The sequence below is a fragment of the Amycolatopsis sp. WQ 127309 genome (assembly GCF_023023025.1).
Lineage (GTDB): Bacteria > Actinomycetota > Actinomycetes > Mycobacteriales > Pseudonocardiaceae > Amycolatopsis.
Genome location: NZ_CP095481.1, coordinates 3,354,727 through 3,367,350, shown reverse-complemented (window position 1 = coordinate 3,367,350; position 12,624 = coordinate 3,354,727). Strand labels below are relative to the sequence as shown.

At 69.0% G+C, this 12,624-nt stretch carries 6 protein-coding genes; 1 reads left to right on the top strand and 5 read right to left on the bottom strand.

Going from position 1 to position 12,624, the window contains the following annotated elements; translation table 11 throughout:
* Nucleotides 1–277: 277 nt before the first annotated feature.
* Nucleotides 278–919, bottom strand: coding sequence for a zinc ribbon domain-containing protein (locus tag MUY22_RS15705; RefSeq protein ID WP_247060500.1), 642 nt, complete (start codon nt 917–919; stop codon nt 278–280).
* A gap of 183 nt (nt 920–1,102) precedes the next feature.
* Here MUY22_RS15705 and MUY22_RS15700 point away from each other — a divergent pair, with 183 nt between their 5' ends.
* Nucleotides 1,103–1,888, top strand: coding sequence for a M15 family metallopeptidase (locus MUY22_RS15700; protein WP_247060499.1), 786 nt, complete (start codon nt 1,103–1,105; stop codon nt 1,886–1,888).
* A 192-nt stretch (nt 1,889–2,080) separates the two neighbouring features.
* Here the strand turns inward: MUY22_RS15700 and MUY22_RS15695 are convergent, their stop codons facing one another.
* The 4 genes from MUY22_RS15695 to MUY22_RS15680 all read right to left on the bottom strand — a co-directional run bounded on the left by MUY22_RS15695 (nt 2,081) and on the right by MUY22_RS15680 (nt 12,585).
* Complete coding sequence (locus MUY22_RS15695) at nt 2,081–5,992, bottom strand: DNA-directed RNA polymerase subunit beta' (protein ID WP_247060498.1); 3,912 nt, start codon at nt 5,990–5,992, stop codon at nt 2,081–2,083.
* Between the two features lie 89 nt (nt 5,993–6,081).
* Entirely contained in the window at nt 6,082–9,585 is a 3,504-nt protein-coding gene (locus MUY22_RS15690; RefSeq protein WP_247060497.1) for a DNA-directed RNA polymerase subunit beta, read from the bottom strand.
* 1,031 nt (nt 9,586–10,616) lie between these two features.
* Nucleotides 10,617–11,483, bottom strand: coding sequence for an ADP-ribosylglycohydrolase family protein (locus MUY22_RS15685; RefSeq protein WP_247060495.1), 867 nt, complete (start codon nt 11,481–11,483; stop codon nt 10,617–10,619).
* 88 nt (nt 11,484–11,571) lie between these two features.
* Nucleotides 11,572–12,585, bottom strand: a complete 1,014-nt coding sequence (locus MUY22_RS15680) for a hypothetical protein (protein ID WP_247063908.1) — start codon at nt 12,583–12,585, stop codon at nt 11,572–11,574.
* Nucleotides 12,586–12,624 lie beyond the last annotated feature (39 nt).

Genomic DNA, 12,624 nt, shown 5'->3' with positions numbered 1-12,624 from the left:
TGTCACCAGCCGGGACCGGCGGACACCGGCGGAATATTCGCGCCGAGCGGGCAAAGCGTCCAGCCGTGATCAAAGAATGAGAAAAGACCCGAGCGGGTGAATGTCTCACGACTCGGACCGAGTTGCGCGCCACCATTGGGCCGAAAGGGTGACCGCCGCGGTTGCGCAACGGTTGGACCACCCGGCGGTGTCACGGTTGGTCACAATGGCGCAGCCCCGGCGCCTGAACGCCGGGGCTGCTCGTTACTCACTCGTTATGGATGCCGGGAACTCCGGGTCAGAATCGGTTGCCGCAGTCCGAGCAGAACATCGCTCCGGCCTTGTTGCTCTCGCTGCCACAGCCGCCGCAGCGCACCTTCATCGCCAGCGCGGTGCCGCACGACTGGCAGAACTTGCCGCCTTCGGCCTTGAGGCCGCAGCCCGGGCAGGACACCTTCGCGCGGGTGTCGATGTCGAGACCGGACGTCCAGTCCCGCTCGCGGGCCTTGTCCCAGATCTGGTCGCGCTGCGCGGAAGCCTGCGCGCGCGAGATCTCCTCGGCGACGCTCGGCGAGCAGCGCAGGCACTGGCCGATCTCCTCGTTCCAGCACTGGTCGTGGCACATCCAGTCGCCGCAGCCGCGGCACTGCCGGAAGCTCGGGGTGATCTCCTTGACGGCCGCGGCCAGCGCGCGGTCCTTGGCGGGCGAGTTCGTCGCGCGGTCGTAGCGCCACTGGTCGGCCGAGTTGCTCAGGTCCCGCAGCGTCCCGCCGAAGAACGAGCCGACGGTGCGAAGCACGCTTCGCCCGGTTTCCATGTTGTCGCGCTGGAACGCGGAACGGAAACCGTTCCCGCAGCGTTCACAGCGGAACTCGAACTGGTACCCCTGCGTGTTGGAGAGGTCCGAGAAGTTGTCCGTGAAGGGCACAGAGTCAGCCACAGCCCATCTTCCCCAGCCGACCGCGATCACGGTGACGGAAGATTTGCCGACAACGGCTCGGCTACCGGACGTCACGACCCTGCGCGCGAAAACCGTTACACCGCACGCAAATCGGCCAAAATCCGTCAAGTCTCCCCCTGAGCGGCGGCTGATCGCGAGACGATTTCCTGCTAGACGTGCGGTATGCCGATTTCCACCCGGATACGCACCCTCGCCGTCACTCTCGCGGCCCTGTCCACCTTCGCCGTCCCCGGCCCGGCCGAGGCGACCACCACGTCGCACGAGTTCGTCGCCCTGTCCGATGTCGCGCCGTCGATCCTGCAGGACATCCGCTACGCCACCCCGCACAACTTCGTCGGCCGGCGCGTCGACGGGTACCTCGAGCCCACCTGCGTCCTGACCCGGCAGGCCGCCGAGGGCCTGCGCACCGCCCAGACGCAGCTGCGGAAGCTGGGCTACACGCTCAAGGTCTACGACTGCTACCGGCCGCAACGCGCGGTCGACCACTTCGTGCGGTGGGCGAAGGACCTCGCCGACGAGAAGATGAAGGCCGAATTCTACCCGAACGTCGCCAAGGACCGGCTCTTCGAGGACGGCTACATCGCCGAGAAGTCCGGGCACAGCCGCGGCAGCACCATGGACCTCACGCTCGTCAGGATCCCGCCGCGGCCCCAGCGGCCCTACTTCCCGGGCGAGCCGCTGAGGCCGTGCTTCGCGCCGCAGGGCAGCCGCTTCCCCGACAACACGGTCGACATGGGCACGGGCTACGACTGCTTCGACCCGCTCGCCCACACCGACAACCCGGCGATCACGGGCATCGCGCGGCAGCACCGCGACCTGCTCCGGACCACCCTGATCGCGGCGGGCTTCCACAACCTGCCCGAGGAGTGGTGGCACTACACCCTGGACAACGAGCCGTTCCCGGACACGTACTTCGACTTCCCGGTGAGCCGCCACGGCCTCCCGTGAACGACGGTGCCCCCGGTCCACAGTGGACCGGGGGGCACTGTCTCGTTCAGCTCTGTCACCGCAGCCCGGCGGTAGGTGAGCAAGCCGGGCAGCGCCACGGCCCGCCGAAAGAGCCGTCACCGCGGGCACGCCGGAAACGGGAAGGGCCCCCGCCGGAAACCCGGCGGGGGCCCTTCTCGTGGATCAGCTTCGTCAGCGGAAGTCGCGGCCGAAGTCGTAGTCGTCCAGCGGGACCGCGGCACCGGTGCCCGTACCGAACACGTCCGGGGTGTAGTAGCCGTCGTCGTAGGACGGGATCGCGTACGCGGCGACCCGGGCCTCTTCCGTCGGCTGCACCTGGATGTTGCGGTACTTGTTGATGCCCGTACCGGCCGGGATCAGCTTACCGATGATCACGTTCTCCTTGAGGCCCACGAGCCGGTCCGAGCGGCCGTTGATGGCCGCGTCGGTCAGGACGCGCGTGGTCTCCTGGAACGACGCCGCCGACAGCCACGAGTCCGTGGTGAGCGACGCCTTCGTGATCCCCATCAGCACCGGACGGCCCGAAGCCGGCTCGCCGCCTTCGGAGACCGTCGAACGGTTGCGTGCCTCGAACTTGGTCCGCTCGGGCAGCTCGCCCGGCAGGAAGTCCGTGCCACCCGAGTCGATGACCGTCACCCGGCGCAGCATCTGCCGGACGATGACCTCGATGTGCTTGTCGTGGATCGACACACCCTGGGCCCGGTACACCTTCTGGACCTCGTCGGTGAGGTGCATCTGCGCCTCACGCGGGCCCATCACGCGCAGGACCTCGTGCGGGTCCGGGGTGCCCTCGAGCAGCTGCTGCCCGACGTTGACGTGGTCACCGTCGCCCAGCGGGCCGTTCGGGGTGTTGGCGAGCCGCTGACGCTTGGACAGCTTGTCGAAGACGATCTCTTCGCCGCCGTCGTCCGGGATCAGCGTGATCTTCCAGAACCGCTCGCTCTCCTCGATGCGCACACGGCCATCGACGTCGGCGATCGGCGCCTTGCCCTTCGGGACCCGGGCCTCGAACAGCTCCTGGACACGGGGCAGACCGGTCGTGATGTCGTCACCGGCGACACCACCCTGGTGGAACGTACGCATCGTCAGCTGCGTACCCGGCTCACCGATCGACTGGGCCGCGACGATACCCACGGCCTCGCCGACGTCGACGAGCAGACCGGTCGCCATCGAGCGGCCGTAGCAGGTCGCGCAGATGCCGACGGCCGACTCGCAGGTCAGCACCGAGCGGACCTTGACCTTCGAGATGCCGCTGGAGATCAGCTTGTCGATGGCCGGGTCGCCGATGTCGTCCGCGGCGTTCAGCACGACGTTGCCCTTGGCGTCCACCGCGTCCGTCGCGAGGTTCCGCGCGTACACGCTGGTCTCGACGTGCTGGTCACGCAGCACCTTGCCGTCGCCGATGTCCTCGCCGATCGGCATCATGATGCCGCGGGTGGTGCCGCAGTCGACCTCGCGGACGATGACGTCCTGCGAGACGTCCACCAGACGACGGGTCAGGTAACCCGAGTCGGCGGTACGCAGCGCCGTGTCCGCCAGGCCCTTGCGGGCACCGTGCGTCGCGATGAAGTACTCCGCCACCGACAGGCCTTCACGGAAGTTGGCCTTGATCGGACGCGGGATGTACTCACCCTTCGGGTTCGACACCAGGCCACGCATGCCGGCCAGCGACCGGACCTGCGTCATGTTGCCCGCCGCGCCCGACTTCACGATCATGGCGATCGGGTTGTCGTCCGGCAGCGCCGTCTCCATGATCTTGTGGACCTCTTCGGTGGCCTGCGTCCACACCTTGACGAGCTCGTTGTTGCGCTCGGTGTGCGACAGCTGACCACGCTGGTAGCGCTTCTCCACCTGGGAGGCCTTGCCCTCGTACTCGTCGAGGATGGCCTTCTTGCCCACGGGCACCAGGACGTCGGAGATGGCCACGGTGACACCCGACCGGGTCGCCCAGTAGAAACCGGCGTCCTTCAGCCGGTCCAGGGTCTGCGCGACCTGGGTCATCGAGTACCGCTCGGCGAGGTCGTTCACGATCGCGGCCTGCCGCTTCTTCGGCATCGGCTCGTTGATGAACGGGTAGTCCGCCGGCAGCAGCTCGTTGAACAGCACGCGGCCCAGGGTCGTCTCGGCCAGCCAGGTCTTGCCCGGCTCCCAGCCCTTTTCCGCGAGCCGGGCCTCGTCGGCCTTCGCCGGCTGACGGTCCTTGACGCGGATCTTGATCGGGGCGTGCAGGCTCAGCGCCTTGCGGTCGAAGGCCATGATGGCCTCGGCCGGCGAGGAGTACGCGCCGCCCGCGCCGTCGGCCTTCTCGTTGAGACGGGTCAGGTGGAACAGGCCCGTCACCATGTCCAGTCGCGGCATGGCGAGCGGACGGCCCGACGCCGGCGACAGGATGTTGTTCGCCGACAGCATCAGGATCCGGGCCTCGGCCTGCGCCTCGGCCGACAGCGGCAGGTGCACCGCCATCTGGTCACCGTCGAAGTCCGCGTTGAACGCTTCGCAGACCAGCGGGTGCAGCTGGATGGCCTTGCCCTCGACCAGCTGCGGCTCGAAGGCCTGGATGCCGAGGCGGTGCAGGGTCGGTGCGCGGTTCAGCATCACCGGGTGACCGGTGATGACCTCTTCGAGCACGTCCCACACCTGCGGCCGCGAGCGCTCCACCATCCGCTTGGCGGACTTGATGTTCTGCGCGTGGTTCAGGTCGACCAGCCGCTTCATGACGAACGGCTTGAACAGCTCGAGCGCCATGTCCTTCGGCAGACCGCACTGGTGCAGCTTCAGCTGCGGCCCGACGATGATGACCGAACGGCCCGAGTAGTCGACGCGCTTGCCGAGCAGGTTCTGGCGGAACCGGCCCTGCTTGCCCTTGAGCAGGTCGGACAGCGACTTCAGCGGCCGGTTGCCCGGGCCGGTGACCGGACGGCCGCGGCGGCCGTTGTCGAACAGCGCGTCGACGGCCTCCTGCAGCATCCGCTTCTCGTTGTTGACGATGATCTCGGGCGCGCCGAGGTCGATCAGCCGCTTGAGGCGGTTGTTGCGGTTGATCACGCGGCGGTACAGGTCGTTCAGGTCCGACGTCGCGAACCGGCCACCGTCGAGCTGCACCATCGGGCGCAGGTCCGGCGGGATGACCGGGACGGCGTCGAGCACCATGCCGCGGGGGTCGTTGCCGGTGGCCTGGAAGGCCGCGACGACCTTGAGCCGCTTCAGCGCGCGGAGCTTCTTCTGCCCCTTGCCGTTGCGGATGGTGTCGCGCAGGTTGTCGGCTTCGGCCGCGACGTCGAACTCGGTGGCCAGCTTCTGGATGGCCTCCGCGCCCATGCCGCCGGTGAAGTACTCGCCGTAGCGGTCGACGAGCTCGCGGTAGAGCAGCTCGTCGGCGATCAGCTGACGGGTGTCGAGCTTCGTGAAGGTCGTCCAGACCTCTTCGAGGCGGTCCAGCTCGCGACCGGCGCGGTCACGCAGCTGACGCATCTCGCGCTCGCCGCCTTCCTTGACCTTGCGGCGGACGTCGGACTTGGCGCCCTCCGCCTCCAGCTCGGCCAGGTCGGCTTCCAGCTTCTGGGCGCGGGACTCGATGTCCGCGTCACGCTTGGTCTCGAGGTTCTTGCGCTCGACGCCGATCTCGTTCTCGAGGGTCGGCAGGTCGTTGTGGCGCAGCTCCGTGTTCACGCCCGTGATGACGTAAGCAGCGAAGTAGATGATCTTCTCGAGGTCCTTCGGCGCCAGGTCCAGCAGGTAGCCGAGGCGGGACGGAACGCCCTTGAAGTACCAGATGTGGGTGACCGGAGCGGCCAGCTCGATGTGGCCCATCCGCTCACGGCGCACCTTGGCGCGGGTCACCTCGACGCCGCAGCGCTCACAGATGATGCCCTTGAAGCGGACGCGCTTGTACTTGCCGCAGTAGCACTCCCAGTCCCGGGTCGGGCCGAAGATCTTCTCGCAGAAGAGGCCGTCCTTCTCGGGCTTGAGCGTGCGGTAGTTGATGGTCTCCGGCTTCTTCACCTCACCGAAGGACCACTGGCGGATGTCGTCAGCGGTGGCAAGGCCGATGCGGAGCTCATCGAAGAAATTGACGTCCAGCACGTCTTTGCATCCCCTTGGGGTTGATTCGACTAGAGGGGTTGGCGGGCGAGCCGGGACCCGCGGGAGGCAGGTCCCGGCTCAGCTCGCGATCAGTGCACGACGTCGTCCACCGAGGGCGACTCGTTGCGGGACAGGTTGATGCCGAGGTTCGCCGCCGCGCGCTCGAGGTCCTCGTCGTCGGAGTCGCGCATCTCGATGGCCGCACCGTCGCTGGAGAGCACCTCGACGTTCAGGCACAGCGACTGGAGCTCCTTGAGGAGCACCTTGAACGACTCCGGGATACCCGGCTCGGGGATGTTCTCCCCCTTGACGATGGCCTCGTACACCTTGACGCGGCCGACCACGTCGTCCGACTTGATCGTCAGCAGCTCCTGCAGCGTGTAGGCAGCGCCGTACGCCTGCATCGCCCAGCACTCCATCTCACCGAAGCGCTGGCCACCGAACTGCGCCTTACCACCCAGCGGCTGCTGCGTGATCATCGAGTACGGACCGGTGGAGCGGGCGTGGATCTTGTCGTCGACCAGGTGGTGCAGCTTCAGGATGTACATGTAGCCGACGGCGACCGGGTACGGGTACGGCTCGCCGGAGCGGCCGTCGAGCAGCGTGGCCTTGCCGTTCTCCTTGACCATGCGCTCGCCGTCGCGGTTCGGCTTGGTCGCCCCGAGCAGCCCGGTGAGCTCCTCTTCCTTCGCGCCGTCGAACACCGGGGTCGCGGTGTTCGTGCCGGGCGCGACGTCGTAGAGCTCCTCGTTGAGGTTCTTCGCCCAGTCGGGGTTGCCCTTGATCTCCCAGCCCTGCGAGGCCAGCCAGCCCAGGTGCAGCTCGAGGATCTGGCCGATGTTCATCCGTCGCGGCACACCGTGCGTGTTCAGGATGATGTCGACGGGCGTGCCGTCCTCCATGAACGGCATGTCCTCGGCCGGCAGGATCTTGCCGATGACGCCCTTGTTGCCGTGGCGCCCGGCGAGCTTGTCGCCCGGCTGGATCTTGCGCTTCTGGGCCACGTAGACGCGGACCAGCTCGTTGACGCCCGGGGGCAGCTCGTCGTCGTCCTCGCGCGAGAACACGCGGATGCCGATGACCTTGCCGGTCTCGCCGTGCGGCACCTTCAGCGAGGTGTCGCGGACTTCGCGGGCCTTCTCACCGAAGATCGCGCGGAGCAGGCGCTCTTCCGGCGTCAGCTCGGTCTCGCCCTTCGGCGTGACCTTGCCGACGAGGATGTCGCCGTCGCGGACCTCGGCACCGATCCGGATGATGCCGCGCTCGTCGAGGTCCGCGAGGACCTCTTCGGAGACGTTCGGGATGTCCCGGGTGATCTCCTCGGCGCCCAGCTTGGTGTCGCGGGCGTCGATCTCGTGCTCCTCGATGTGGATCGACGTGAGCACGTCGTCCTGCACCAGGCGCTCCGAGAGGATGATCGCGTCCTCGTAGTTGTGGCCCTCCCACGGCATGACCGCGACGAGCAGGTTCTTGCCGAGCGCCATCTCACCGTTCTCGGTGGACGGGCCGTCGGCGATGACCTGACCCTGCTCGACCCGGTCGCCCTCGTTGACGATCGGGCGGTGGTTGAAGCAGGTGCCGTGGTTCGAGCGGCGGAACTTGTACAGTCCGTAGCTCTTCCGCGTGCCGTCGTCGTGCATGATCGTGATCAGGTCCGCCGAGAGCTCCTCGATGACACCCGACTGCTCGGCGACGAGCACGTCACCGGCGTCGACCGCGGCACGCAGCTCCACCCCGGTGCCGACGTACGGCGCCTGGTTGCGGAGCAGCGGCACGGCCTGGCGCTGCATGTTCGCACCCATCAGGGCGCGGTTCGCGTCGTCGTGCTCGAGGAACGGGATCATCGCCGTCGCGACCGAGACCATCTGCCGCGGCGAGACGTCCATGTAGTCGATGTCGAGCGGGTCGATCAGCTCGACCTCGCCGCCCTTGCGGCGGGCCATGACCCGGTCTTCGACGTAGGTGCCGTCGTCGGTGATCGGTGCGTTGGCCTGCGCCTTGACGTACCGGTCCTCCTCGTCCGCGGTCAGGTAGTCGACCTGGTCGGTGACCCGGCCCTCGACGACCTTGCGGTACGGCGTCTCGATGAAGCCGAACGGGTTGACCCGCGCGTAGGAGCAGAGCGAGCCGATCAGGCCGATGTTCGGGCCTTCCGGCGTCTCGATCGGGCACATCCGGCCGTAGTGCGACGGGTGGACGTCCCGGACCTCCATGCCGGCGCGCTCACGGGACAGACCACCCGGGCCGAGGGCCGACAGACGACGCTTGTGCGTCAGGCCCGACAGCGGGTTGTTCTGGTCCATGAACTGCGACAGCTGCGAGGTGCCGAAGAACTCCTTGATCGCCGCGCCGATCGGGCGGATGTTGATCAGGGTCTGCGGGGTGATCGCCTCGACGTCCTGCGTGGTCATGCGCTCACGCACGACTCGCTCGGTGCGCGACAGGCCGACCCGGATCTGGTTCTGGATCAGCTCGCCGACGGTGCGCAGGCGACGGTTGCCGAAGTGGTCGATGTCGTCGGTCTCGACCGGGATCTCGGTGCCGTTGTCGGCGTCCATCCGGTCCTCGCCGGCGTGCAGCCGGACCAGGTACTCGATGGTGGTGACGATGTCCTCTTCGGTCAGCGTCCCCGTGTCGTACGGCGTCGACAGGCCGAGCTTCTTGTTGACCTTGTACCGGCCGACCTTGGCCAGGTCGTAGCGCTTCGCCTTGAAGAACAGGTTCTCCAGCAGGGTCTGCGCGCTCTCCTTCGTGGGCGGCTCGCCCGGGCGCAGCTTGCGGTAGATGTCGAGCAGGGCCTCGTCGGTGCCGGCCGTGTGGTCCTTCTCGAGGGTCGCCAGCAGCGTCTCCGAGAAGGAGAAGCGCTCGCGGATCGCCTCGGTGGTCCAGCCGAGCGCCTTCAGCAGCACGGTGACCGGCTGGCGGCGCTTGCGGTCGATCCGGACGCCGACGGTGTCGCGCTTGTCGACGTCGAACTCGAGCCACGCGCCGCGGCTCGGGATCACGCGGACGCTGAAGACGTCCTTGTCGGTCGTCTTGTCGACGTCCTTCGAGTAGTAGACGCCCGGCGAGCGGACCAGCTGGGACACGACGACACGCTCGGTGCCGTTGATGATGAAGGTGCCCTTGTCGGTCATCACCGGGAAGTCGCCCAGGAAGACCGTCTGGCTCTTGATCTCGCCCGTGTTGTTGTTGACGAACTCCGCCGTGACGAACAGCGGGGCCGCGTACGTCATGTCCTTGTCCTTGCACTCCTCGATCGAGGCCTTGACCTCGTCGAAGCGCGGAGCGGAGAAGGACAGGGACATCGAGCCGGAGAAGTCCTCGATCGGGGAGATCTCGTTGAGGACCTCTTCGAGGCCGCCGACCGGGTTTTCTTCACCTTCTTCGACACGGCGTTCGAACCACGCTTCGTCCCCGGTGAACCACTGGAACGACTGGATCTGGACGTCGAGCAGGTTGGGGGTGTTGAGCGGTTCGCGAATCTTTGCGAAGGAAACCCGCTTGGGCGCGCCGGGGATTCCCGTGGACTCCGAGCGAGATTCAGCCGAGGTGGTCGCAGCAGTGGCCTGGTTCGCGGGAGAGACTGCCAAGATGCGTCCTTCCGGGGACATGAGCGGTGACGGCCGCCATAGCAACAGCTATGAGCGACTGTCAAGGGTGCCGTGTGCCCACTATCCTAACTACCGGCTCCGGGCAGCCTGAAAGAGGGCAGCGCAAAGAGGCAGTCTAGCCCGAACGGCGCGGTCTGTCCAGGGGGCGCTCCCGATGGGGCCCAGCCTGCTTCGCGACGTCTTCAGGTATGCCTCCAGGCGACCCGGTTGTCCCTCCCGCAAGGGCTGCCGGTTTCGCCGTCGGGAGTAAGCGTGAACCCACCGGGCGCGAGAGTCAAGATGCCACACGGGGGTCCCGCCGGTTGGCGCAGCGTGGAAGTAGGTCTGCGGAGCGTGAGCGGCCGAACATCCTCCCAGCTACCGGCCAGTAGCGCCACCACTGTCCGCTGGACCTGCGGGTTTGCCGAGTTCTTGTACCGTGCGGCCGGCGTTCCGGACCACTTCGGACGGCCCCGGGTTCCGCCATCGGTGGCGTGTCGCGGCGGTTTGCGTGAGCGGTTGACGCCCTGCGGGGGCGACGTCACACCCGCACCAGGAGTCCCGCCCGCCCCGGCCCGTCCGGGCTCTTCCCGGGGCTTCCCGGCGCCTCCGCGGGGCTTGGTGGTCCGGTCGGCTGGAGCCGTCGGCGACAGGGGTGCTGGAGGTCGCTGAGGGCCGCCGAGACGGGTCCGGCGGGGCGAGCGGAGTGACTCGGGCGGGTCACAGCTCGCCCACCGGTCCTCCGGGGCCGTCGACCGGTCGTGCCGGGGCGCTCGGACCCGGCCGGTGAGCCGGACCCGAGTCGGCTCGTTGGGGGCGCCGAGCGCCGTCAGCCGGGCGTGTCGGGCCGCTCAGGGCCAGCCGGCGAGCCGACCCACGTCGGCAGCGGCTCGCATCTTCCGGGGGCGCCGAGCGCCGTCAGCCGGGCGTGTCGACCGCTCAAGCCCGGCCGGAGAGCCGGACCCACGTCGGCAGCAGCTCGCACGCCTCGAGAGGCACCGAGCGCCGTCAGCCGGGGCGCGTCGAGCCGCTCAGGGGCGGCCGGAGAGGCCGACCCACTCCGGCAGCGGTTCGCACGCCTCCAGCCACTGGTCCGGGATCGGCGTGCCGTCCGCGGCCAGGACGCCGCCCACGATGGCCGACACCGTGTCGACGTCCTCGGCCACCTGGGCCGCCGTCCAGAGGGCGTCGGTGAAGTTGTCGCCGAAGCGGGCCGCGATCCACAGGGCCAGCGGGACCGTGTCGTGCGCGGCCGTCTCGCGGCCCGTGCCCAGCTTGGCGGCCGCCTCACGGGCGTCGGAGAACTTCAGGGCCCACGTCAGCCCGTCGCGCACCCGGCCGGGCGGGACCAGCGGGATCACCTCGTCCAGCAGGTCCGCGCCGGCCAGTCCGGGTGACGCGGCCCGCAGCGCGGCCGCCGCCGCGACGGCCACCGCGCCCGCGACGCCTTCGAAGTGCGAGTGCGTGACCACCGCGGACAGCTCGGCCTGGCGCAGCGCCTGCGGCAGCTGGTCGCAGAACCACGCGCCCAGCGGGGCCACGCGCATCGCGCCGCCGTTGCCCCAGGAGCCGCGGCCGTCGCGCTCGGCGACCTCCGGCCACGGCTGCCCGGCCTTGATCCGGGTCAGGCGCCACTCCGCCCCGGGGCCGTAACCGCGGCCGGGGTCGAAGTGCTCGGCGAACGAGGCGGCGAGGGCGTCCTGGTCGAGGTGGCCGTGCCGCGCCAGGACGGCGACGATCGAACACGCCATCTCGGTGTCGTCGGTCCAGGTCCACGGCGCGGCCGGCAGCCGCCGGCCGGCGACGTCCGGGTGGTCGCCGGGCAGGAGGATCTGCGCACCGAAGGCGTCACCGACCGCTAGGCCGACGAGGCTGGCGTGCGCCTGCTCGAATCCCATCGGCCCACCGTAGCGGCGGGACTACCGCCCGCTGCGCACCGCCGGCGCCCCGGGATCGACGAGCGGCAGCGCCTGTCGCCCGGCGGCTTCACTTCGTCGGGGAGGGCGAAGCCGGGGCCGACGATGACGGCGCCGCGGTCGCAGCCGGGACCTTGGGCGCGTTGTACGTGTCCATGTCCGTGATCTTCCACTTGTCGCCCTGGAGCTGGGCGTTCAGGTGGAGCTGCGCGGTGCCGGCGGTCGTCTTCTTCGTGTCCGTGCGGGTCGAGGTCTGGTCGACGAAGACCATCACCTTCGCCAGGTCGTCGTTGAGCATGATCACCGCGGCGCGGGTGACCTTGCACGTGACGATCATCTTCTGGGCCGGCGCGAGCCGCTTCACCTCGCCCATCAGCGAGTTGTACTTGTTCCGGACGTCGTCGTTGGCGAGCAGGTCGTTCGCCGCGTCCTCGGTCTTCTTGATGTTGTTGAAGTCGTAGGAGAACAGGGACTCGGCCGCCTTCGAGACGGCGTCCTTCACCTGCGCGGTCTTCGCGACGTCCAGCAGCGCCGTGTTGCTGGTCGCGTTCGAGACCTGGACCTCTTCCGACTTGAACCAGAACGCCAGCCCGCCCAGGACCAGCGCGACGAGCACCAGCGCGCCGGCCACGAGGTACGGCCGCTGCGCGCGGGACGTCGCGAGCCCCGCCGGCTTGTCGGCGGACTCCTCGGGGACCTCGTCGACCTCGGTCGGCTTCGCGATCCCGGTGTCGCGCTTCTTCCGCCGCGGCGCCGGCCGGACCGGCTCGGCCTCGACGTCGGTGTCCGCGTCCGCGGGAGCTGCCGGCTCACCCGTGAGCGCGTCGACCTTCGGGTCCTCGTCGGTGCCGATCGCGGCGAACACGGCGGTGTCCTCGGCGGGCGCCGTGGCGAAGCCACCGGGCGCTTCGAACGGCTCCTCGGCGGCCGGCTTCGCCACGGGCCGGGGCACCGGCCGCGGTGCCGGGCGCGGCCGCGGCTTGCGCGTCTCGGCCGGCGGCGAAGCGGACTCGGGCACGGCGGGAAGCTGGCCGGTCCGTTCGGCGGGCGACTCGTCCGTCGAGGGCTTGCGCAGCCCGGCCACGCGGGGCCGGCGCACCGGCGGGGTGCTGCGGGGCGGCTG

What these genes read in the sequence shown, in the direction of transcription:
- MUY22_RS15700 (WP_247060499.1), top strand. Translation starts at nt 1,103, where the DNA reads ATGCCGATTTCCACCCGGATACGCACCCTCGCCGTCACTCTCGCGGCC.
- MUY22_RS15685 (WP_247060495.1), bottom strand. Translation starts at nt 11,483, where the DNA reads ATGGGATTCGAGCAGGCGCACGCCAGCCTCGTCGGCCTAGCGGTCGGT.